At 46.9% G+C, this 23698-nt stretch carries 22 protein-coding genes; 7 read left to right on the plus strand and 15 right to left on the minus strand.

Features of this window, described 5'->3' with window-relative positions; translation table 11 throughout:
• Window positions 1–47 precede the first annotated feature (47 nt).
• The 3 genes from JWG88_RS06665 to JWG88_RS06675 all read left to right on the plus strand — a co-directional run bounded on the left by JWG88_RS06665 (window position 48) and on the right by JWG88_RS06675 (window position 2732).
• The gene (locus tag JWG88_RS06665; RefSeq protein WP_205232930.1) at window positions 48–815 is read left to right on the plus strand and encodes an alpha/beta fold hydrolase; all 768 of its coding nucleotides are present in this window, start codon (window positions 48–50) and stop codon (window positions 813–815) included.
• 127 nt (window positions 816–942) lie between these two features.
• Window positions 943–1671: an energy-coupling factor ABC transporter ATP-binding protein gene (locus tag JWG88_RS06670; protein ID WP_205232931.1), complete on the plus strand. Its 729-nt coding sequence runs from the start codon at window positions 943–945 to the stop codon at window positions 1669–1671.
• Between the two features lie 2 nt (window positions 1672–1673).
• Window positions 1674–2732: a hypothetical protein gene (locus JWG88_RS06675; RefSeq protein WP_205232932.1), complete on the plus strand. Its 1059-nt coding sequence runs from the start codon at window positions 1674–1676 to the stop codon at window positions 2730–2732.
• A gap of 6 nt (window positions 2733–2738) precedes the next feature.
• Here JWG88_RS06675 and JWG88_RS06680 read toward each other — a convergent pair whose 3' ends face one another.
• The 9 genes from JWG88_RS06680 to rlmKL all read right to left on the minus strand — a co-directional run bounded on the left by JWG88_RS06680 (window position 2739) and on the right by rlmKL (window position 11858).
• Window positions 2739–3248, minus strand: coding sequence for a PaaI family thioesterase (locus JWG88_RS06680; protein ID WP_205232933.1), 510 nt, complete (start codon window positions 3246–3248; stop codon window positions 2739–2741).
• 23 nt (window positions 3249–3271) lie between these two features.
• On the minus strand, window positions 3272–3895 hold the full coding sequence (locus JWG88_RS06685; protein WP_205232934.1) for a hypothetical protein: 624 nt from the start codon (window positions 3893–3895) through the stop codon (window positions 3272–3274).
• A gap of 98 nt (window positions 3896–3993) precedes the next feature.
• The gene (gene amrA / locus JWG88_RS06690; protein WP_205232935.1) at window positions 3994–4557 is read right to left on the minus strand and encodes an AmmeMemoRadiSam system protein A; all 564 of its coding nucleotides are present in this window, start codon (window positions 4555–4557) and stop codon (window positions 3994–3996) included.
• A 15-nt stretch (window positions 4558–4572) separates the two neighbouring features.
• Window positions 4573–5616, minus strand: a complete 1044-nt coding sequence (locus tag JWG88_RS06695) for a 3-oxoacyl-ACP synthase III (protein ID WP_205232936.1) — start codon at window positions 5614–5616, stop codon at window positions 4573–4575.
• A 207-nt stretch (window positions 5617–5823) separates the two neighbouring features.
• Window positions 5824–7455, minus strand: a complete 1632-nt coding sequence (locus JWG88_RS06700; protein WP_205232937.1) for a response regulator — start codon at window positions 7453–7455, stop codon at window positions 5824–5826.
• A gap of 195 nt (window positions 7456–7650) precedes the next feature.
• Entirely contained in the window at window positions 7651–8652 is a 1002-nt protein-coding gene (locus JWG88_RS06705) for a response regulator (RefSeq protein WP_337833108.1), read from the minus strand.
• A 35-nt stretch (window positions 8653–8687) separates the two neighbouring features.
• Window positions 8688–9044, minus strand: coding sequence for an Hpt domain-containing protein (locus JWG88_RS06710; RefSeq protein ID WP_205232938.1), 357 nt, complete (start codon window positions 9042–9044; stop codon window positions 8688–8690).
• A complete protein-coding gene (locus JWG88_RS06715) occupies window positions 9038–9463 on the minus strand; it encodes a response regulator (protein WP_205232939.1) in 426 nt (141 codons plus the stop codon). Before JWG88_RS06715 ends, JWG88_RS06710 begins: the two co-directional genes overlap by 7 nt.
• 250 nt (window positions 9464–9713) lie before the next feature.
• Window positions 9714–11858 carry a bifunctional 23S rRNA (guanine(2069)-N(7))-methyltransferase RlmK/23S rRNA (guanine(2445)-N(2))-methyltransferase RlmL gene (gene rlmKL / locus JWG88_RS06720; protein ID WP_205232940.1) on the minus strand — a complete coding sequence of 715 codons (2145 nt, stop codon included), beginning with the start codon at window positions 11856–11858 and terminating at the stop codon, window positions 9714–9716.
• Window positions 11859–12484: 626 nt separating this feature from the next.
• On the opposite strand from rlmKL, the gene JWG88_RS06725 reads away from it, so the two are divergent.
• Window positions 12485–13129 (plus strand): OmpA family protein, encoded by a 645-nt coding sequence (locus JWG88_RS06725; protein ID WP_205232941.1) that lies wholly within the window; start codon window positions 12485–12487, stop codon window positions 13127–13129.
• Between the two features lie 96 nt (window positions 13130–13225).
• Here JWG88_RS06725 and cmk read toward each other — a convergent pair whose 3' ends face one another.
• The 5 genes from cmk to JWG88_RS06750 all read right to left on the minus strand — a co-directional run bounded on the left by cmk (window position 13226) and on the right by JWG88_RS06750 (window position 17789).
• Window positions 13226–13939, minus strand: coding sequence for a (d)CMP kinase (gene cmk / locus JWG88_RS06730; protein ID WP_205232942.1), 714 nt, complete (start codon window positions 13937–13939; stop codon window positions 13226–13228).
• Window positions 13940–14019: 80 nt separating this feature from the next.
• Window positions 14020–15477: an Asp-tRNA(Asn)/Glu-tRNA(Gln) amidotransferase subunit GatA gene (gene gatA / locus JWG88_RS06735; protein ID WP_205232943.1), complete on the minus strand. Its 1458-nt coding sequence runs from the start codon at window positions 15475–15477 to the stop codon at window positions 14020–14022.
• 69 nt (window positions 15478–15546) lie between these two features.
• Window positions 15547–15831: an Asp-tRNA(Asn)/Glu-tRNA(Gln) amidotransferase subunit GatC gene (gene gatC / locus JWG88_RS06740; protein WP_205232944.1), complete on the minus strand. Its 285-nt coding sequence runs from the start codon at window positions 15829–15831 to the stop codon at window positions 15547–15549.
• A gap of 20 nt (window positions 15832–15851) precedes the next feature.
• Window positions 15852–16958, minus strand: coding sequence for an HD domain-containing phosphohydrolase (locus JWG88_RS06745; RefSeq protein ID WP_205232945.1), 1107 nt, complete (start codon window positions 16956–16958; stop codon window positions 15852–15854).
• Between the two features lie 246 nt (window positions 16959–17204).
• Window positions 17205–17789: a 5-formyltetrahydrofolate cyclo-ligase gene (locus JWG88_RS06750; RefSeq protein WP_205232946.1), complete on the minus strand. Its 585-nt coding sequence runs from the start codon at window positions 17787–17789 to the stop codon at window positions 17205–17207.
• A 266-nt stretch (window positions 17790–18055) separates the two neighbouring features.
• On the opposite strand from JWG88_RS06750, the gene JWG88_RS06755 reads away from it, so the two are divergent.
• On the plus strand, window positions 18056–18298 hold the full coding sequence (locus JWG88_RS06755) for a sulfurtransferase TusA family protein (protein ID WP_205232947.1): 243 nt from the start codon (window positions 18056–18058) through the stop codon (window positions 18296–18298).
• A 186-nt stretch (window positions 18299–18484) separates the two neighbouring features.
• On the opposite strand, the gene JWG88_RS06760 is transcribed toward JWG88_RS06755, so the two are convergent.
• Window positions 18485–19498, minus strand: coding sequence for a serine hydrolase (locus JWG88_RS06760; RefSeq protein ID WP_205232948.1), 1014 nt, complete (start codon window positions 19496–19498; stop codon window positions 18485–18487).
• A 443-nt stretch (window positions 19499–19941) separates the two neighbouring features.
• On the opposite strand from JWG88_RS06760, the gene dnaN reads away from it, so the two are divergent.
• The gene (dnaN, locus tag JWG88_RS06765) at window positions 19942–21072 is read left to right on the plus strand and encodes a DNA polymerase III subunit beta (RefSeq protein ID WP_205232949.1); all 1131 of its coding nucleotides are present in this window, start codon (window positions 19942–19944) and stop codon (window positions 21070–21072) included.
• A 196-nt stretch (window positions 21073–21268) separates the two neighbouring features.
• Window positions 21269–23680 (plus strand): DNA topoisomerase (ATP-hydrolyzing) subunit B, encoded by a 2412-nt coding sequence (gene gyrB / locus JWG88_RS06770; protein ID WP_205232950.1) that lies wholly within the window; start codon window positions 21269–21271, stop codon window positions 23678–23680.
• The last annotated feature ends 18 nt before the right edge of the window (window positions 23681–23698 follow it).

Raw genomic sequence — 23698 nt, forward strand, 5'->3', positions numbered from 1 at the left:
CACATTTATCCAACCCAGCTGAGAGAGATGATCAATCTTGATCCCTCATGACGAGCAAAAGCACCACAATCAATATTTTTTTGCTTCGTGGACTGGCCCGTGAGGTTCGCCACTGGGGAACCTTTCCGGAAACGTTGCGGGCTGCCGGTGCCGGAATAGAAGTTACTCCCCTGGAAATTCCCGGGGCCGGAGTCCTGCGAAATGAAAGCTCCCCGACCACTATCAGTGAATATGTCGAAAGAATACGGCCACAATTCCTTCGCCATAGCCGGGACCAGGAACATAACTTCCTTCTTGGCCTTTCCCTTGGCGGCATGATAGCCGCACAATGGATCGACACCTATCCCTCCGATTATCGAGCGGCTGTTATTATCAACAGCAGCAGTTCTCTCTCTCCTCCCAGGCAGAGGATTTCTCTCTCCGGACTTAAGGCCCTGATTGGCAGTCTCCTGATCCGGGACGTTTACCGGCAGGAGAAAAGAATAGCCGATAAAGTCTGCAATCTCGCAGATACTGAAAAAATCGCCCGGCAATGGGCGGACATCAGCAGGAGCGCACCCATTGCCAGATACAACGTCCTTCGTCAGCTTTTTGCCTCTGCCATCTTTTCGCTGCCGCGGGAGGTAAAGGTTCCGGTGCTTATTCTCAGCAGTGCCCGGGACAGGCTGGTTTCACCAAGCTGCTCGCGCGATATCGCTCAAGTCTGGGGATCACCTGTCATAAGTCATAACCGGGCCGGCCATGATCTGACAACAGACGATCCCGACTGGTGCATTTCCCACATTCTCCCGTGGCTGTTTCGTCTCGGGCGCTGATTGGTTCCTTTTAATTTCAGACCGGCGGTTGTCGTCCTCTCGTGCTTTTTGAGACGAAATGCAGTAGAAAGGAAAGAAATACGGAATTCTCCACTGGAGAGCACTTTTTAACAAGAGAATACAACGAATGTCCGATCCTCACTTTATCGAACTCAGCGATATCAGCTATAGCTTTTCCGCGGAAACTCCTCCTCTTCTCCACGATATTAACTTCACCATCGGAAAAGAAAAAATAGGGCTGATCGGTCCCAACGGCAGCGGTAAAACAACTCTTTTCCACATCATAATGGGGCTACTCCGCCCCAGTGGAGGAAAGATCTTCTTCAAAGGTGAAGAGATTTCCACACAAAAACAATTTAAGCCGTTGCGCAGGGAAGTGGGTTTTCTTTTTCAGAGCTCCGATGACCAGCTCTTTTCGCCAACCGTACTTGAAGATGTCGCCTTTGGCCCACTCAACCTCGGCTTCAGCATCGATGAAGCGCGGCAGATCTCTCTGGACACCCTGAAAGACCTCGGCCTTGAGGGATTCGAGAATCGCATTACCCATAAATTATCAGGAGGTGAGAAGAAACTGGTGGCCCTGGCGACCATTCTCGCCATGAAACCCAGGCTCCTTCTCCTTGATGAACCAACCAACAACCTCGACCTCGAGATTCTCTCCCGGCTCACCGACATACTCAACACCCTGGAGCTGCCCTTTGTCATCATTTCCCATGACTGGGATTTCCTGGCCGAGACAACCTCCTCGCTCTATACCATTGACCATGGACATCTCCACAAGTGTGGAGAAGATCATATTCATGAACATCGCCACGTTCACCCCTATGGTGATCGGCCCCACCAACACAAAGACTGACAATGGTTCACATAGGCTGTTTTGTCTCCCCACATGGTTTCGGCCATGCTACACGAACGGCGGCTGTACTGGAGGCCTTGGGAAAACATCTTGATTTTACCGCCCATATCTTCAGCACCGTAGGAGAAGAAATTTTTGCCCAGACCCTTACCAACTTCACCTACCATCATCAGTTAACCGACATTGGTTTTATACAGGACGATGCCTTTCACCTCGATATGCAGGCAACTTGTGCAGAACTTGAGGCGTTGCTGCCCTATCGCGAAGATCTTATCGATAATCTGGCGGCGATGTGCCGCAAATGTTCTTTTCTTCTCTGTGACATCAGTGGACTGGGAATACAGGTGGGGAAGAGGACGGGAATCCCTTCGGTTCTCATTGAAAATTTCACCTGGGACTGGCTCTATGCTTTTTATACCAGGAGTCACCCAAAACTTGGCTTTTTCAAAGATTACCTGGCTGAAACCTTCCTTTCGGCTGATTTTCACATCCAGACAGAACCGCTCTGCGCTCCTGTTGCTGCGGATCTCCACTGCGGACCTATCTTCAGAAAAACCCGGGGAGATCTGGATAAGCTGAGGGAAGAGCTCGGAGGAGGTTTACGAACCATGGTCCTCGTCACTCTTGGCGGCATTGGCTATACACCCGACTTTTTAAACGAGCTTCAGAAGTATGATTCCTTCTTTTTTGTCTTTGGAGGACAGCAGCTGGAACACAGGAAGGGGAAAAATGTGCTGCTTCTTGACAGATCCGCTAAATATTACCACCCCGACCTCATTGGCTGCGCCGATATCGTCGTCTTTAAAAGCGGCTACTCAACTCTGGCCGAATGTTACCAGTGCGGCACTTCTTCACTTTGTATTCAACGGGATTTTGCCGAATCGAAAGCCCTGGAGCGTTTCGCGGAAAAAGAGATGGGCTCCACCATCATCTCACAAAACGAGTTCCTTTCCGGAAAATGGCCGGCACTACTGACCCGTGAGGTACAGGGGGGCAAAGCTGCTGTTCGGAATGGTGCCGATGAGGTTGCCGAATTTCTCCTGGGCCGGCTGCGCCTTTGAGACCCGCTAGCCCAATCTTACTGCTTCAGGATCCTGGGCATCATAGCTGACCTCCCAGGACTCCTGTTCAAAATCGGTATCGGTTATGGTATCAATCTCCATTTTCAGATATTTTCCGGCTGCGGTAATAGCCTCACTGCCGTCGGCCAGCACTATTTCTCCACTTCCTTCAAAAATCTTTTTCCTGTCCCTGGTTATTCGGGCCAGAACCTGAATTTCCCCATGCAGCGGAACCGGCTTTTTCAGTTTCATGGAAAAATCCACGGTAACGCCCCAGACAGTGCCGGAATATTTCATCATGATGGCCCTGCCGATCGTCTCGTCGAGAATGGCCGCAGCTATGCCGCCATGCAGGCGGCCGGGGTATCCCTGATGTTCAGGGGCGGGCATAAACCGCGCCAGAAGATCCCCGTTTTCCAGCTCGTAAAACCTGCTCTTCAGACCGAAACCATTGTCCGTACCGCAGACAAAACACATTTTAGAATTAGGCTGTTTTCCCTTAACTGCTAATTGCATATATTCTCCTTGGCCAGGATTATTCAGATGCTTTGTTTTTCCAAGGCTTCCGGTTGCAATGCTGGTGGCCCCTTTACCAGCATTTCCGCAATGTTCAGTTTAACCCTGGGATAGCGCTGCCTCTGGTTGTTGAGGTAATCGTTTTCCAAAATTGCCAGCCGTTGCAGCATTGGGGTACGCTCAACCACGGGGGTTTTTTTATTTTCACCTCTTTGCTCCTGACAGCGAAAGCAGCCGGGAAAGTGCAGTATTTTCCCATCGGGTCGGGTCAATGTTGCCGGAACCCCGTGTGTTCTGCAGACCATTAAGCGGTGCTTGTAGATGATACAGAGGCCGTTCTCGTTCAGCGGACACATGATTTGCGGTCGTCTGCCCTGTTGCAGGTCTCTTTCAGCCCGGATGACATAATCATGCGCCCTGGCAAAAATCTGCTGCTGCTTCCCGTTGTCCAGTTCACCGACGCCAAGCCACAGGTAGCTCCACTCAATATAGGTATGATGGAGGAAATAGGAGTCGCAACAGTTATCGGGACAACCCCGGCAGCTGAAATCGAGTTCGGCCGCAACTTTGTCGTAGGCCGTTTCCATTGCTGTATATATCTCTTCTATCCGCACTATCATGGAGGCGGAAAGGTTTACATCATTCATTGTTGATACTCTCGTAAAAAATTTCCACGATGTCAGATGGTTAGATAAAAAGTTCGATATACAAGGCGCGGAAGATCGGGCTTTTTACGCCGCCATCATTATTCATTTTCGGTAAAGCTCTGCACCTGGTAGATGTACACTTCCACCTCACCGCCTTTCCAGCATTCCTTCGACAGGCCGGCCTTTTGGCAAAGATGGGCGAGAAATTGTTCTGTCTCCGGAAGCTGCTCCCATACCTGAGGCAAAAAGGTGGCGGAACGGACGCCGTGCCGGAGAATCACCCCATCCACTCCTGGACGCAGTTTTTTCAACAGGTCTTTGGAATCGGTATAGGAAAGCCTGCTTGCCGGGGTAAGAACGGAAAGAGATATTTCTACCTCATCAAACTCTTTGCGGGACAGCGGAGAAAATCTATAATCCTCAAAGGCGGCATTAAGAGCATTATCGCGGACACCATCCCGCAATGACCTGACCGGTTCGATATTGCCGATACACCCCCGCAACCGGTTATCAATCTTAAGAGTGACAAAGGTTCCTCCCGCCTCATCAAGGACTGGATCATTCTCCTGCGGAGGCGATAGCGCCTCTCCCAGTTTTTTGCCGATAGCGGCCCTGGCGATTTTAAGCAGGATTGAACCCTGTTTTTCTGTCAATTTTCTCATGTTTATTTTCTCACCTCAGGAGGTCCATTCAACACCAAGCATCAGGCAGTTGATGCCGCTGCCGATACCCAGGAGAGCTCCTTTCTGCCCCGCACTGAAGGCCCCTTCTTCTATTGCCATGGCCATAGTAATGGGAGCGGATACAGATCCAACATTCCCCAGTGTCGCCAGGGTTTCGAAATTTTTAGTGCTGTCGAGCCGCAATGTATCAAAAAGCAGCTTGGCATGAGCCGAGCCGACCTGGTGGCAGAAAAACCTGTCTATCTCCTCTCCGGACCAGCCTGGCTGTGAGGAAAAGGAGCGCCAGGTTGACTCGGCGGTTTCCACTCCACGATGCAGCAACTCTTCGGAGTTGGTCTCCATCAATATCGTCTCCCTGCTGTTCTGCCCCCCATGACAGAGGTTGGAATATTGAGTGTTGGCCCGCCAGGTACCGTGGGTCAGCTTGATCTCGCCACCCTTCGCCTCTGCACGGTTCATAAATACAGCCATAGCACCCGAGCCGATGGTCAGTGAAGCAAAGGCGGGTTTTATGGTTTTGCGATTAAGCTTCTCATCGGCCAGCATCGTTTCAATGGTCGAGGTGATCAATTCTTCGGCAGTCTCTCCGGAAACGACAAGACCATTTTCAACCTGTCCCAACTCAATCATGTTGGCAAGCATCACCATTCCATCGAGAAAACCGAGACAGGCATTGGAGATATCAAAGAGAAGGCAATGAGGAGAGATACCCAGCATTTCATGAACAAAGGATGCCGTGGCCGGCTCCATCATGTCTTTGCAAACGGAGGTGAAAATCAGGCACTCGATGGAGTCGGGGGAAATTCCACCTTCCTCCAGGACCTTTCTGCCGGCACGTGCGGCAGCTTCACTCGGGCGCGTTCCCTCTTCCCAGAGGCGTCTTTGGTGTATACCGCTCATCAATTCAAGCCTGCCCTGCGGCAGCTTCAATCTTTCATACACGGGCGAGAGGCGCCTCTCAATTTCTTCCGAGGTAAGTATTCGTGGAGGCAATTCATAGCCGAAGGTATGGAGGCAAACGTGGGAATATTGTAACATGGGTTATATAAAGAAGTATAGGGGACAACAGAGAGAGCCGGGGGACATGGCCTACATGCTGTTTTAAGGGCGTTCAGATTTTCTGTCCATGATTCCGGGACATTGTCCCCCTGTTTTTCCCTGGAAACAGCGGATGCCAGAGTCCATCTCGGCAATTTCGATGATTTTACGAGATCATCACCTATGATAATATCGTAAAAATCGCCACTAATTAAAATGCTCAACTCTCTTTTTCAATTCTTTTTCCATTACTGAGCGGGTGTACAACGCATCAAAACCGCAATCGCTATAATGACGACTCTCTTCTTCCCCGGCAAACCCCATTCCCAGAATCGTGGCACGGCAGCCGGAAAACTCCTCGAGTTTGCGGATCATCTTCACCGTCTCCCGACCGTCTTCGAGCGGCAGGGATGAATCGATCACAATCATATCGAAGTGGGACAGCGATGCCTCATACATGGCCAGCCTCCCGGTCTCGGCAAGTATCACTGCCCAGCCGTTTTGAACCAGTGGTTCCATTATTTCATGCTGGTTCACAGGATCACTTCCTACCACCAGAGCTTTTCTGGTCATGCACCGGGCGAGCATTTCGATCAGCTGATCCTTATCAAGGGGCTTGGTGAGATAGTCATCCATACCGGCTTGCAGGCATCTTTCCCTGTCACCATGCATGGCATGGGCCGTCAGGGCGATAATAGGAGTGTAGCTTCCCTTTTTGCGCTCTTTTTTGCGGATCATGGCCGTAGCCTCCAGACCATCCATCACCGGCATCTGCACATCCATCAGTATTGACTGAAAGGTGTCTTTTTCCAAGGCCTCCAAGGCTTCCCTGCCGTTTGAAACAACCGTCACTTCAAGGCCCGCCTGTTCCAGAAAGGCCTTGGTGATGGAGGCATTGATATATTCATCCTCTGCCAGCAGAACCCTGGCCCCGCGCAACACCATGCTCCTGTCCTGCACCTGACTGAACATATCCGGAGGCAATTCTCCCATATACATTTCAACAGGGTTTACCACAGGCCAGGTGAACCAGAAAGTCGAACCTTCAGCGGTGCTGCTCTCAATTCCTATCTCACCGCCGAAAAGCTGCACCAGTCTTGCCGAGACAACCATGCCCAGACCGCCTTCGCTAAATTTTTCCTCCCCTCCGTTGATATCGAGAGCCAGGGGTGTTTCGAAAATGGAATGCTGTATTGCCGGAGATAAACCGTGGCCTGAATCTTTTACCGAGAACTTCAGAAGAAGCCTGCCCTTCTCATCGAAACCATCTTTCTCTATCCTGACCGAAACCTGACCTGAATCGGTATTCTTGATGGCATTGCTGATTATATTACTGAGAACCTGGCGCAGCCTGGCAGGGTCACTGTTGAGATAGTTGGGTATGTCTTTTGAAAAGGTTGCGGAAAAATCCAGGTCTTTGTGTTTGCAGGAGAGTTTTGCGATATATAGATCATATTCAAGCTCTTCAAATAAATCGAAATTCACCACATCGCGCCGCAGTTTACCCTCGAGCAGCTGGGAGTAATCGATAACATCGCTGATAACCCCAAAAAGGCGATCAGCCGAAGAGTTGATCATTTCCAGATAATTGCTTTGATCGCTGTCCAGCTCCGTGTCCATAACAAGATCCGTCATACCCAGAATTGCATCCATGGGTGTGAGGATTTCATGACTGATGCTTGACCAGAGCTTACTTCTGGTCAGATCTGAGAACGGCAGGCCCGCCTCGCCATTTCGGCTGGTCAGCAAACCTTCAAGCTTCCTGTTCCTCTCCTGCTGAAATTCGAGTTCGGATTTCAGTCTGACTATTTCCTGTTCCAGTTCCTGTTGTTTTTTCATCACTTATATAAGAGTATTGGTGAACGTGTTCCCGTGAGATACTGTCCCATTATTGTTACAAAACCCAGCACGGTGGATCGGACTTTATACAACGACGGCAATCTTGATAATTTCGTAAAAAGTCATTGGTTGTCGAGATGAACTCTGGGGAAAGCTCGATATCACAAGCGTAGTATCGAGCTTTTTACGAGTCCATCAATCCTTAAATCTTTCCCGAATAGCCAGCCATTCACCTTCCCGGGCGAGAAAGGAGTCAACCATTTTGGCATCAAGATGCTCCCCCCTTTCGGCGATAATTATTTCTTTAGCCTTTTCATGGCTGAAAGCTCTTTTATAACATCTCTCTGTTGTCATTGCATCATACATATCGGCCAGGGCGACGATGCGGGCGACAACGGGAATTTCCTCGCCTTTGAGGCCTGACGGATATCCGTTCCCGTTATAGCGTTCATGATGATACATGGCTGCTTCATAGGCAACCTTGAGATAAGGGGAGTGTGATTCTGTATAGATATCCTTGAGGAGCTGACCCCCGATACTCGCATGTTTTTTCATCTCTTCAAATTCCACTCCGGTCAGCTTTCCGGGTTTATTAAGGATTGCATCGGCAATGGCTACCTTGCCGATATCATGAAGAGGGCTGACTCTGGCAAACTCCTCGGCCAGTCTTGTTGTGATATTCAACTGAGGGTGCTTGGCGCTGAGGTCTCTTCCAAGTGCCCGGGTATAATACTGAACACGCTCCAGATGGTATCCTGTTTCATTGCTCCTGTATTCGGCGAGTTTGGCCATCGACAGGATCAGTTCTTCCTGAATTTCCAGGCGCAGCAACCTGATTCCACCTTCAACCCTGAGGCGCATTTCATCAGGCCTGATCGGTTTGGAAATATAATCGTCCGCACCCAGGGAAAGGGCCTGAACCAACGATCCCTGTTCCTCGGAAGAGGTCAGTACGATGATATAACGGTAGCGGAGATCACTATCCCTGACTTTGCTTATCAGCTCAAAACCATTCATTACCGGCATGGCAAGATCGGTAATAACAAGCCTTATGTCTGGTTCTCTCTCTAAAACCCTGTAGGCCTCCTCTCCATCACCGGCTTCTACAACAGAATAGTCGCCTTGCTCGAGGCACATATTCAGAAGCTTTCTTTGGGCTGGATCATCGTCTACAAGTAAGATTTTGTGATGTGCCACTAACTCTTCACCATTTACTTAAAGTTGATTACAAGTTACAGGATATCCTCCACACCCTGGTGAATGATCCTCACCATTTTTCTGTAATCTCTTTTTTCACCCCGGCCTGCGGCGTTTTCAAGCTCTCTGGCTACTTCAGCCCATTGCTGCTCTCCCATATTGAGCAGCAGCCCCTTCATGGTGTGCCACAGACGGGATATTTCTTCGGAGCTGCTCTCTTTCTCCAGCGCCGCGTAAAGGGATCCCAGGGTAGCATTCATTGATTGTGCAGTACTTTCGAGCAGTGCATCTATCTGGTCTTCAGTGAATCTGTAGGTTGATTTAAAATGATCCCTCAGCTTCTCCCTGTGTACATTGGCAGGAGATTCACCTGCAGCGTTCCTGTTCACCATCCTTTCTCCCGGGCAGAGTCGCTCTCAACCAACTTAAGCTCGTAAAGGTGCTCGAGAAGCTCCTCTTCCTTGAACGGTTTGGTAAGATAGGCCTCACAATGCCCCGCCTCAAAGGCCTGGGTGATGTTTTCAAAATCCATCATGGCCGTTACCATTATCACCTTGAGAAAATGAAGCTCCTTGATACCATGCTCCCTTTCGATTTTCCGGATTTCCAAAAGAGCCTCCTGACCACTGAGGATCGGCATAATGATATCCAGAAACATAACATCATAGGGTCTTTGTAGTTCAAGGGCTTTTTCCACACGGGTAACAGCCTCTTTGCCGTTTTCAGCTGCATCGCATTCACCGAAACGCGACAGGATAGAAAACAGAAGCATCCTTGAAAGAGGATCATCTTCAACAACCAGACTTTTCATAGGTTACTCTCTCCGTTGATCGTCTTTCTTCATACCATATCATACCTTCCACAAAATCGCCAAAATGGTTGGGGCTTTGATTTTTCAGCCTGTCAACACAGTGTGTTCAGCAAAAATAGTGATGGGATGCTCTTTGTCAAATACCCTTAGTCTGCCAACTGACGAACCTCGTCTTTTCTCAAAGATGGTTCGATGTTATGTTCTAGATACAATGCATTAATTTTTTAGACAGATCGGTTCCAACAACGCCTCATCTCTTTTTAATTATCTTCCAGCAGGAGTGGATGGATCTGTTTCTCTGAAAATCAAAAGGGATGGTTTCCTTGCTGATATCCCCGAGCACAAAGTCGGTTAAGATCTGTCTGTCCATTTTGAACCCCTTATAGTTTGTCGAAAAAAGGATAACTCCATGCTCCGTCAACAGCCTTGAGGCACGATCTATAAGTTCGGCATGGCTTCGCTGGACGTCGAAGACGAGGTTCTTTTTTTTGGTGTTGGAAAAAGTCGGTGGATCAATGTAAATCAGATCATATTCCCCATGGGCCTCCCTCAGCCAGGAGAGGCAGTCCTGTTTTATTGTCTCATGCCTTTTCAGGCTCAATCCGTTGAGGGCCAGATTTTTTCGGGCCCACTCAAGGTAAGTACCGGAGAGATCAACCGTGGTTGTCAGAGCAGCCCCGCCTTTGGCCGCATGGACCGTTGCCGCACCTGTATAACCAAACAAATTAAGAAAGCGTTTGCCGTTTGCAAGCTCGGCTATTTTCGCCCTGAGCGGACGGTGGTCAAGAAAAAGTCCGGTGTCCAGATAATTTTGGAAGTTCACCAGAAAATAGCATTCTCCCTCCCTGACCTGATGATAGCGGATTTTTATTTCTCTTTTCTGGTATTGACTTTTGCCCCGTTGACGACGGCGTTGTTTTAAAAAGATCCGGTCTCTCCGTATCTGGAAGATGTGGCGGAGACTGGATAAAACATTGGAAAATCTTTTCTTGGCCAAATCAGCATCAATGGAGGCGGGAGGCATGTACTCCTGCACCAGTATCCATTTTTCATAGATATCAATAGCCACATTATATTCCGGCAGATCACGATCATACACTCTGAAACAGCTGATGCTATTATTGCTCGCCCAATTGCTGATTTTTTTAAAGTTTTTCTTGAGACGGTTAGCGAAATCGGAGCCTTCTTCAACTTCGGTGTCATCTTTGATCTGCCAGTGGAAGGGAGGTGCTTCATCGGAAATCACCTTGCCGACCAGCAGGCGGCAGGAGATCGGACCATTGAATAGTCGGTAATTACTTTCAATGTCAATATTGAACTGGTCGGCAACGTCGGGATCGGAGATAAAAATTCCTGCCCTCCAGTTTTTGAAAAGATCGCGTAGAATCCTGCCCACACAGTTGTAAAGGAACCTTACCTCTTCTTTTTCAGACAAGCGCTCGCCGTAGGGAAGATTGGAAACAAAAAATCCCTCATCACTGGGCGGCCGTAAAAAGGCGACATCTTTACAGTGCACCTCTATCTTGTCTTCTAGCCCGGCCTTTGCTATGTTTTTACGTGCCGTGGCAACCACTGCGGGATCACTGTCATAACCGATTATTCTCGGCCATTTCCCGGCAAAACTTTTTTCTTCCACAGCCACTGCTTCATTAACCAGGTCCGTCCACAAAACGTCATTGTGCCCTCGCCATTTATTGAACCCGAAATATGTGCGAGACAGTCCGGGTGCGGAATCACTCCAGAGCAGAGCAGCTTCTATCAAAAGTGTTCCCGAACCGCACATCGGATCCAGGAATGTCGTTCGAGAAGATACCCCGCTGTTCCATCCCGACAGGGCAACGATGGCCGCCGCCAGCGTTTCTTTCAAGGGCGCGACACCGCCGGTTTCTCTATATCCCCTTCTATGCAGGCTTTCACCGCCGAGATCAATATAGAGCTGAGCGGTATTTTCATGAACATGCAGATGAATTTTCAGATCCGGCTTATCCCTTGATATATTCGGCCTATCACCGCATGTATCACGGAAAAAATCAACTACGGCATCTTTTACCCGCAGAGCCGCATAATGGCTGTGCGGAATCACCGCATTCTTTCCCAGTGTGGAGGAAACCGCAAAAGTCATACTGTTGTCCAGATGTGCAGACCAGTCAATATTTCTGCATTGACTATATAAATCATCCCCGTCATCAATACTCAGGGAGTGTATTTCCAGCAGCACTCTGGAGGCATAGCGGGACCACAGGCAGGCGCGATATGCCGTTTCCAGGGTGCCCCGCCAGCCGACCACTCCAACCGCCACATCTACCCCTGTACCTCCGAAAGAGGTGATTTCCTCTCCGGCCAAACCCTCTATTCCGGCAGCACAGCCGGCTATGAATTTAAAGTCCCCAGCCATTTACTATCCTCGATTCCCCGGTAAGTTCAACCGGGAATAGTTTTCTCTCATTATGAGGTATTCGATTATCGGACTTCCGACCGGATTGGAAAAATAATTCCGAAAAGAGGGTCGGATTTTCACGATACCATGCTAATCTCATTACCACTATCGGTAGTTATCCGCCATACCAAAGCCCAAAACAGTCCCTTTCCCTGATGTTTCCATGGCAATCAGGCGAAGCTCTCATTATTATCTGACCATGTCGAACTGCGGGTGGTGTAACCTCTGGAGATTGTGGTTTACAGGACGCCGTCATCTCGGAAAATTCACCAACGCAGCGGCTGATATGGAAATAGCCTTGACCTCCGTGGATATATTGATAAGATATACGGAAACTGTAATTTCGGCGACATCGCTCGGGCTCCAGAACCGCAGTATGCTACTGCCATAGAGTTTACAGAATTATCACTTTTTTTTCATTAGCGGGGTTACGGGTTATTGTTTTGTTTTTTCCAAAAAATAATCTGTCCAAGGAGTCTGACCCTGCTCAGCCGGGTCAGAAAGAATGTGTTTTTTCGCCCACATTTCAATCATGTTTCTAAAAAGCTGTCAATCACCCTTTTTTTCGAAAAAGAGGAGCTAGTATGAAAATTATGAAAGCAAAGGACATAATCCTCACCGCACTTTTAGGTTCCGCCCTTCTTCTTGGCGGCGGCTGTGCCAAGAAGGCCGTTGATGCACCAGGAGTTAATGCGGACGGTACTCCGATGACAGGAGGTACGGATATTGACTATCCGGCCGCGGAAGGCTCGCCCTATTCAGAGACCTCACTTGGCGCCGAAGGAACACTTGACGATACCGGAATTCCTGTTGGGAATGGTGCAAGAGGCAATCTATCCCTGAACGATGAAGGGGGAGAAAAATCAAGAGAATACAAGTTGGAGCACGGCCGCTCCTCTGTGGGTCTCAGTCCTGTTTACTTCAGCTTTGACCAGGCCGGCATCCGTCCTGACATGATTGACAGGATGGAGAACAACGCACTTTTTCTCAAACAGACACCAGACTCAAATGTTGTTATAGAAGGCAACAGCGATGAAAGAGGCACCAAGGAGTATAACCTGGCCTTGGGACAGAGGCGCGCCCAGAATGCCCTGGAATATCTCGTGAATCTAGGAGTGGAAAACACCAGGATGCGGGCAATCAGCTATGGTGAGGAACATCCCCTCTTTCCGGAGCAGGATGAATTCTCCTATGCCCAAAACAGAAGGGTTGATTTTATCCTGGAATAAAATCCGTTAAATAACGAATCGCTTATACCCTTTAAATCTCAAGGTTTTTACGGCGCGAATATCAGCGGTTGGCTGGGTTCCAGTTTTCTGCCTGAGCTATTTCGGTTCGGCCGGGTGTACAGTGCTCCCGGCCTTCCGGGCTACTGCTGAAAGTATTTCTTCACAGACCTGTTCAAAAGTTAGCACAGTGGTATTGATAAGTTGAGCATCGTCGGCTTTTTTTAACGGAGCAACGGCTCGTCGGCTGTCATTCCTGTCTCTCTCCCTGATCATCTCCAGCATTTCTTCCCCATCCACCTCTATCCCTTTTTCTCTCAACTGAATTACACGGCGGCTGCAGCGTTCCCGAGCATCGGCATCAAGAAAAAACTTATGCGCGGCCTGAGGAAAAACAACAGTTCCCATATCTCTTCCCTCAGCGACAATTTTACCGGATTGGGCCAGTTTTCGCTGAATATCCGTTAAAAAGCTGCGAACACAGGGTAACGCCGAGATTTTCGAAGCGATCATCGCCATTTCCGGCGTTCTAATCTGAGCGCTGACATCCTCACCATTGAGAATGACGCCGACATCACCATTGGTTGATGTCGGGGGAATTAAGAGTATATCTATTTCCTTCAACCTGGGCGCTATCTTTGCTTCATCGTCCACTTCTATGCCGGATCGATAAAAGAAAAGCCCAACCCCTCTGTACATTGCTCCAGTGTCTAAATAGGTATATCCCAACTTCGAGGCAACCCTTCGGCTTACGGAAGATTTGCCGACACCGGATGGTCCGTCAATCGTTATGATCTGCTGATGTGGGAGCATATGTATGAGGTTTCTTCCGCTTGTTGGTTAAGTGATGGAGCGGCGAGGCCGGATTTATCAGATTGAGATTTTCGTAAAATCTAGATCTCGGCCAGTTTGTTGCCGAGACCGGTTGCCTTTTCGATATTGCAGGCAACTCTAAACAGGGAATCCTCCCGGAAATGCGGTCCCTGCAACTGTATCCCTATGGGAAGTCCTTCCTGGCTGAACCCGCCAGGTACGGACATTCCGGGCACCCCGGCCAGGTTGGCGGACAGCGAAAAGATATCGGAGAGGTACATGGCAAGAGGATCATCGGCCTTTTCGCCGATCTTCCAGGCTGGTGTCGGCGTTACCGCGGATATCATGACGTCGCACTGTTCAAATGCCTTTTTGAAGTCATTGAGAATTATAGTTCTCACCTGGGAGGCCTTTTTGTAATAGGCATCATAATATCCGGAGGAAAGTGCATATGTTCCTATCAGGATACGCCGTTTCACCTCGCTGCCAAAGCCTTTGGATCGTGTATCCTTGTACAGGTCAAGAAGCGTATCGGCCTGCAGATCTCTGTACCCATAGAGTACGCCGTCATATCGGGCCAGATTCGAACTTGCCTCCGCCGGGGCAATAAGATAATAAGCAGCTACACAATAATCGGTATGCGGCAGGGAGACGTCAACTATCTCCGCTCCGCAATCCTGTAAAATGGCAATATTTTCTCGGACGGTCCGTTCAACCTCGTTGTTCAGTCCCTGGCCAAAATATTCCCGGGGCACCCCAATCTTGAATCCTTTCAATCCTTCAATAAGACCATCCCTGTAGTCGCCGGTTTCGGTATTCACGGAGGTGGAATCCCTTTTATCATAACCGGCGATGCTGTTCATCATAAGCGCACAATCCTGCACATCCCGGGTGAAAGGGCCGACCTGATCCAAAGAAGAGGCAAAAGCTACAAGACCGTAGCGGGATACCCTGCCGTAGGTTGGTTTCATCCCTACGATACCGCAGAGTGAGGCCGGTTGCCTTATCGACCCCCCGGTATCCGAACCTAGCGAGGCCAGGCACTGACCAGCAGCAACAGAGGTGGCCGATCCCCCGGATGAGCCGCCGGCGACATAGTCCTTTTTCCAGGGATTCCGTGGTATTCCATAGGCACAGGTTTCGGATGTCGAGCCCATGGCAAACTCGTCCATAGTCGTCTTGCCCAGAATTACAGCGCCTTCATTTTCCAGTCTTTCCACCACTGTGGCGTTATAGGGAGGGACAAAACCCTTAAGGATATTAGATCCGCAAGTTGTGGGAATATCCTTTGTACAGAGGAGATCCTTTATGGCAATCGGTATACCACAGAGCAGGCCGCCATTACCTTGCGCTCTTTTTTGATCTTCATGGTCCGCACGTAAGAGAGCTTTTTCGCTTTCTACGGTAATAAAAGAACAAATATCACTGTCCGTCTCCTCAATTCTCAGAAGACAGCTCTCGACGAGTTCTTTTGAAGAGAGCTCTCCTGCATTAAGCTTTTCCAGTGATTCTGAAATCGTATATGTATATGGCTTCATGTTTAGTCTCGTAGCAAATTCAACAAAGCTCTCAGGGTTGATAACCTGTGGCTGATTTAGATGAATTTTTTAAATAATACGCGGAACGATAAATGCTTCATCATTTCTGACGGCACAGTTTCTCAGGGATTCCTCCCGCGGCAATGATTCCCGGACCACATCATCTCTAAAGGCATTGCTGATGGAAAAGGAGTGGGTGGTAGGTTCGATGCCTGTAGCGTCAAGTTCTTCCAGCTTGGCAGCGTAGTTAAGTATGGTGTCCAACTGGATGGTCATTTTCTCGAGTTCATCCTCGCTTAAATTGAGTCTGGCCAGATGGGCAACATGTTCCACTTCACTTCTGGTAATTTTCATAATTTTTCCCGCAGGACAGGTTAATTCTTAGGTAAGGTGTATTTTCCAAAAAAATCCTCGGTGAAAACTGAGCTCTTCAAATTGTAATGAACAATAGTTTTCGAAAAGACTTCAACTGTATCCCGGTCAAACTGGGTTCCCGAACAGGAATGCAGCTCCGTCAGCGCCTCTTCCATATCCATATTTTTTCGATAATTTCTCTTGGAAGTCATGGCATCATAGCTGTCGACAACCGTCAGTATTTTGGTAAGCTGGTCCAGTTGATTTCCGTGCATTCCGTCAGGATACCCTTTGCCATCTATTCGTTCATGGTGATGCCGAATGATGAAACGTTCTCTCCCCATGAATTTTAAGGGCTTGACTATATTGGCTCCGACACTGGGATGTTTTCTGATAAGTATCCATTCTTCCTCGGTTAACTTGCCGGGTTTCTGAATACAGGATAGATCTATGACCAGTTTGCCTATATCGTGAAACTGGGACGCCCTGCGCAAAACAAGTTGATCCTCTTCTTTTAAATCCATGGCCCTGCCGAGCACAGCAGCGTATTCGGTCACCCTCATGGTATGACCGGCTGTGTAGTAATCCTTCTCCTCCATGGCGTTTTGCATGCTGCTCATCAACTGGACGGTTGCTTTTTCCAGATTCTCGCTGTAGGTGAGAAGAAGTTTATTCTGTTCCTCAAGCATCTCGGCTTTTTTACGCACATCATCTTCCAAGGCCTCTCTGTAGAGCCTGTCCTTGATGACATACATTCTCTTCTCTATGGCACGCCTTATCTTGACATTGAATATATCTAGATCTTCTATGGGCTTGGTCAGAAAATCATAGGCGCCCAGGTTTATCGCCTTGACGGCATAATCCATAGAACCAGCACCAGTTAAAAAGAGGACCGGAATATCATACTCCATCTTGTTGAGCTGGCTAATGGTGGCAAAACCATCCATGCCCGGCATATTGATATCCAGTATAATAACATCAAAACTATCATTTATGACCTCCATTACTCCACTGCCGTCCACCACTGTTTCTACCCTATGCCCAAACATCTCCAATATTTTGGACACGGTATTGCGGACCATCGGATCATCATCGGCAATGAGTATCTTGGCTTTTTTGTTCTGCAAAATGACCCCTTAAAGGAACAATACCTCACCATTCAGCCGAAGCCGGGTGGCATAAATAATTATATAATATTTCAAAACTTTACTGACCTTTATTAAATGATGATCGAATATCACCTACTCCTGCTTTTTCTCTGAAACCCGACAAAAGAAGGCCTGGGAGAAGGGTGAAGTTAAAGCCGCTCTCACTCTACTGTTTCCTTCTTTTTTTTTCAAACTTTACCTTAGCCGCCAGAGTAAACACCATTTTTACAATCTTTTTGCCTTTATCGTTCTTTGCTCGGTGACGATGTAGTCCAGCAATTCATCGTGCGGCTGGATCGGGGCTTCCTCAACCATCTGCATCTCAAAAGCAAGTCCTATCCGCACGGCAAAAGGTATTTTTTCCAGAAAACGATCGTAATAACCGCCTCCATAGCCAAATCTCGCCCCTCTCTCGTCGAAAACCGAACCCGGTATTATAACTACATCTATATTAAAAGGATCTGTCACGTTATTGCGTACGCGTTCTTCATTGGGCTCCGGAATATTACAATATCCCGGCACCAGATCTCGGGACAGATCCTCAATGTGTATAGCCTCCATTCTTCTTTCCGCAACATGCGTTATCGGAACCGAGATTTTTTTGGAATTCTTTAATAACTCTTCTATCAACCAAAGGGTACTCACCTCGCTGCGAAAGCTCACATAGATGAATATATTCAGTGCGCTTTGTATTTCATCGAGGCTCAGTATCTTTTTTTCTATTATTCGGCTTTTTTCTGAAATTTCTTCAATCGTGAGGCTGTCTCTCTGTGCAAGTTTCTCTTTTCTAATTTCTTTTGCATAATTCATATTAATCCCTTTCTTTTATTAATGATCTCGTTCTAAGTTACCAAAGACGGACTCTGCTACAAGCACCCTGTACGGGCATAAACTCCGAATTCGAGAAAGCTCTATCTCCTGGGTGTAGAATCGAGCTTTTTACAAGCCCATCTTTATTCATTTACTTGACATGGTCGTAGACTTTAAGTAGCTTTTTTGTACCCTGACAAGCCGGATTATAAAAAAGCCTGCTTTTGGTTTGAGTGCATCTTACAAAACAATGACATCGAGATCATATGATAATAGGTTACGAAGTTACTCCAAACAGGTCCATAAATGCAAAGGATCTTCACAGTCCTCTGCCTCTGCTCAGACTTAAAAAAGAGTTGGCACTCATGCATGCTGAAGAAATATTGCAGATAGACTGTACGGATGCAGGCTCTGGCAATGACATTGCCAATTGGTGCTCAAGAATGGACCATACCTTTCTGGGTGAAAAACAAGAACCTGAATATACCAGCTTTTTCGTTCAGAAATGATAGTTCGGTAAAAGTCATTGGAGTTGCCGCGACGGACTCTTTGACAAGCACCCTTTCGCGCCTTAACTCCGACTTCGGGATGAATCCGTTGTGTGCGGAAAATCTGAAACGTAGGAAAATACTTGCAGTAGGGCGAATCGCCATTTCAGATATACAACGACGTATATCGTGCTTTTTATGGATCCATCAAAAATTATCCTTTATTAGATTTTCCATAACAGCATCGTGAATGCGAGGTCTCATTTCTTGTATTTTCCTCTTATCAGCGCCACAAATAACCCTGTTTGTCAGCAGAACTATCAATATTTTCTTTTTCAGGTCAATCCAGAAAGAGGTACCGGTAAACCCCAGGTGGCCTATTGTCTGGGTGGAAAAATATTTTCCACTTGAAGGAGACTCTCCGGTTACCACATCGAATCCAGCTACCCGGTGGTTATTGTTCTTCCTGTTGAGGATATAGAGCAGATCATCTCTCTCATAAGATGGATGATTACTTCTGCCGAGATAGTTTAAGAGGATATCTTCACACAGATGCATAATTCCCCCGAGGGTCGCGAAAAGCCCTGCGTGCCCCATCATTTCCTGAACAGCTCTGCAGTTATCATCATGTACTTCTCCCTGCAAGGCTACCTTCGACCAACTGCATTTTCCGGTACTGACAAACGAATCCTCATTCTCACCTTTTTTAAAACCCTGGCAGCGGAAGTTTTCGGATAGGAACAAAGGTTCCACTATCCTTTTCCTCCAGTAACTTTCAATAGATTCACCGCTTTTCCATTTTATTATCTCTCCTAAAAGCATATAGTCGAGATCACTGTATATATATTTTTCCCCCGGTTTATTTTCCAGTTTTTCCTGCAGAATGATCTCAACGAGCTTTTCAGCACACAGAACTTCTCCATCAACTGCTTTCCTGTAATACTCCCTATGAGAGGGCAGACCTGATCTATGACTCAGCAAATGGATAACATCAATACGCTTCTTGTCAGCAGGGATATTAACAGGAAGCAAGGTCTCCAGTTTCTCTTCAAAACAGATCTTTCCTTCTTTGACCAGAGAAAGGATGGAGAGTACGGTAACCAAAGGTTTGGTAAGTGAAGCGACGTCGAAAAATGATCTTTTATTCACCTCTTCAGCGTTGTTTTCTTCATCGGCTTTTCCTGCAAATACATGCAACCGCTCAAAACCTTCGGACCGCAACCGGGAGACACCTAATGCACATCCGCTGAAAGCTCTATCATTTAAAAACCTTAGAAGTATGTCTTCTATATTTCTTCTGTCTTTTATTATCATATTAAAAGAGTGACTTTATTTCCTATAAATGAGTTGAATTTTTTGCCTTTTTTTACTAGATTAGTACCCTGCTATTATTTATTTTATCTCTTTGTTTTTTTTAAATATTCTTTTTTTGACAATGACTTTATCAACAGCTTATTAACACCTCTTGTTGATGCTTCTTTGGAAAAAACTGTTTATAGCCTGTTCATAACTCGTTTTTAACAAAAAGAAGACAATTACCTACATCTGAATGTTCATTAAATATGAAATTATATTAATACATTATCTCTGTTTTGCACATTTGAACCGCTATAATAACAATAATATAAAAGATAAATGAATATAAATAAACCAAAGGACAGCATATGGGACTAAACTGTACTGTTTCTAAAAATGAACTCCTGGAAGGCCTAAACAGTCTACAAAATATCACCAACAAAAAGGGGACACTTGCCATACTTGCCAATGTCCTCATAGAATCCTCAACGGATGGAATCATACTGACAGGTACGGACCTTGAGGTGGGATCGCGTCTCTTTGTTCCAGCAGAGATAAAGGAACCGGGCAAGCTGACACTTCCATCGAAAAAAATATTTGAGATAGTCAGAGAGTCTGGCATCGGCAATATAGACCTGCAGGAAACCGAGAACAGCTGGGCTGTGATAAAGGCCGGACTCAGTACGTATAACCTTGCCGGCATAGGAAGCGATGAGTATCCTGAATTCCCGGAATATGAAGAAGACGCTTTCGTTTCCTTTGAGGCTCACATCTTTCTTGATTTGATAGACAAGATTATCTACTCCATTGCCAGCGAGCAGGAGAATATTTATTCCTTAACTTCCGTTCTTTTTGAAAAGGATAAGAAGGAAGAGCAGTCGTATCTGCGCATGATTTCCTCAGATGGCCACAGACTTTCGATCATGGAAAAGGATGTCGCAACCGACGTAGATCAACTCAATATCAACGAAATAACCCTGATACCCAAAAAAGGTATCCAGGAGCTGAAGAAATTCTGCGAAAACAGGGATACCATAGAAATCTCCTTTGAGAAAAAACAGATGGTTGTCCGCGATGGTGAAGCTGTCATGGTCATTCGTCTTAAACAGGGTGAGTTTCCTCAATACAGGGCTATTGTCGACGCCGTCAAGCTTGATAATTGCCTGGAGATAAGCAGAATCCCTTTTCTTGAATCTCTGAAGCGGATCAACCTCTTTACCGAAGACATTTTTCACACCATTCAATTAAAAATTGAAAATGGGTCTATGGTGCTTACCTCACAAAATGCAGATCTGGGCAATGCCAAAGATGAACAAAATGTTATCTACTCAGGTGATCCTCTAATTCTAGGTTTTAACTGTAGATATTTTATTGAAACACTCCAGGTAATGGAATGTGATACGGTCAAGGCATATATAAACTCCAATAATAGCCCATGCCTTATGAAATCGGATGACGATAAGGGTTTTCTCAGTATCATCATGCCAATGCAGCTCTAAAAAGAAAGCTGTCCCAGGGAGGTTGTCCGAGAAGAGGAATTTTCAAAGGTTCAAGCACTGCCATTTGGAGTTGATAGAAGTTCTGTGCTTACCTGAGCATCATTGATTCTCGGGAAATAACGCGGAGATGGCCGGTATGCGAAGACTCCTCCAAAACAAGATGGCTTGCCTTTTCAATTTTTAAGAAGGAAAAAAAGTGACTGAAGAAAAATCAAAGTATAGTGCGGAAAATATCAAAGTGCTTGACGGCCTGGAAGCTGTAAGGAAGAGACCGTCAATGTACATTGGTAACACGGCCCTTGAAGGTTTACACCATCTTATCTGGGAAGTGGTCGATAATAGTATAGATGAGGCTTTAGCCGGATATTGTAAAAGAATACGTGTAACCATTCATGAAGATAATGCGGTTTCGGTAGAAGATGACGGTAGAGGCATACCGGTAGAGCCCCACCCTACCGAGAAGATATCTGCTCTTGAACTGGTCATGACGACTTTACACGCCGGTGGAAAGTTTGATCATTCAACGTATAAGGTTTCAGGTGGTCTGCACGGGGTCGGTGTTTCCGTTGTCAATGCTCTGTCCATCGAGGCCTCGGCAAAAATCAAAAGAAACGGCAGTGCTTATCTGCAAAATTATGAACGTGGTCAGAAAATTGGAGATGTCGAAGTTATAGGGAGTACAGACAAAACGGGAACCCTCATAAAATTTAAGGCTGATCCTGAAATTTTCACTGAAACAACTTCATATGATTATGAACTTGTTAAAAACAGGCTGAGAGAACTGGCCTTTTTAAATAAGAATATCCGCATCTACCTCAAGGATGAACGAACCGGCGCCGAAGATAAATTTCATGCGGAAGGCGGAATAAATTCATATGTCGAGTATCTTAATAGAAAACGGACTCCCCTTATCCCCGAACCCATTTATATACGAGGCGAAAAGGACGATGTCATAGTAGAAATTTCGCTTCAGTATTTCGATGGCTATTCCGAGAGACTCTTTTCTTTCGTTAATAACATCAATACCCGTGAGGGCGGCAGTCATGTCGCCGGTTTCAGATCGGCGCTCACTAAATGTATCAACAGGTATGCCAGTGACGATATTATCCCAAAAAATCTGCGGGAAAAGATGGGTGGAGATGATGTTCGAGAGGGTCTTACCTGTGTAATTTCCGTACATGTCCCAAATCCTCAGTTTGAAGGGCAGACCAAAACCAAACTGGGTAATTCAGAGGTTAAATGGATAGTAGATTCGATCTGCACCGAAAAACTGGTGCTCTTTCTGGAGCAGAACCCTCAGATAGCCAAAAAAATTCTAACTAAGGCCGTTGAAGCTGCACGAGCACGGGAAGCTGCCAAAAGAGCACGTGATCTCAGTCGCAAGAAAGGGTCGACAAGCCTTCTTATGGCTGGAAAACTTGCTGAGTGTCAGGAAAAAGATCCGGCAAACCGGGAAATTTTCATAGTTGAGGGAGATTCGGCCGGTGGTTCCGCAAAACAGGGTCGTGACAGAAAAACCCAGGCCATACTGCCTCTACGCGGAAAAATTATGAATGTCGAAAAGGCCAGGTTCGACAAAATTCTCGGCAGTGAGGAAATAAAGCAGCTCATTGCAGCTTTAGGCTGCGGCATAGGAAAGGATGAATTTGACGTCGAAAAACTGAGGTATCATAAAATCATAATAATGACCGATGCCGACGTTGACGGTGCACATATACGTACACTGTTGTTAACATTCTTTTACCGGCAGATGCTGCCGGTCCTGCAGCATGGTTTTATCTACATCGGACAACCGCCCTTATTCAGACTAGGCAGAGGGAAAAAGGAAAAATATTTTCTGGAGGAGGCCGATCTGAACAGCTATCTCTTCCAGGAAGCCAGCAAAAAAATGAGTATCGGCTTTGTAGACAGCGACACCTTCATAGAAGGTGAAGAAATGGTGACTTTGCTCGAAAAAATTTCTACCTATGAGCGTATTGTCAATTATCTGAGCCGTATGAACATCTGGGAAGATATGCTGCATTACCTGCTTACCCATAAAGTCAAATCTGCAGATCAGTTTAGCGATAAGGAGTTTGTCGAGCGTCTTGTCCGGGAATTGGACAGCGAGAAACTCATTATTGGAAACATCCGGTCCTGCCGGTGGCGCCCAGACTGTTATGAAGTGGACATTGCCATCCGTGGCAAAGTTCAGGAGATGGTTACTCTTGGCCCGGAAATCCCCCTGATAAAAGAGTATAGATCTGCTCTTGATCTCTTTCCTCTGCTGAAAGAGTACATAGAATCGGCCTTTATTCTGCGATTATCCCCAAAAGGTGGACAGGAAAAAGACATACCGTGTGATAATTGGAAAAAAATGGTCGAGACCGTTCGCACCGAATCATTTCGCGGCAGTCATCTGCAGCGTTACAAGGGTTTGGGTGAGATGAATCCGGAACAGCTTTGGGAAACCACCATGAATCCAGAAAATCGCGTCCTGGTGCGGGTAAACATTGAGGACGCTGAAAAGGCTGACGATATGTTTACTACGCTCATGGGTGATAAGGTTGAGCCGCGGCGGGAGTTTATCCAAAATCATGCTCTCGAAGTAACTGATCTCGACATATAAGTTAAAATCATAGAGAAG

It is taken from the genome of Desulfopila inferna, assembly GCF_016919005.1.
GTDB classification, from domain to species: Bacteria; Desulfobacterota; Desulfobulbia; order Desulfobulbales; family Desulfocapsaceae; genus Desulfopila_A; species Desulfopila_A inferna.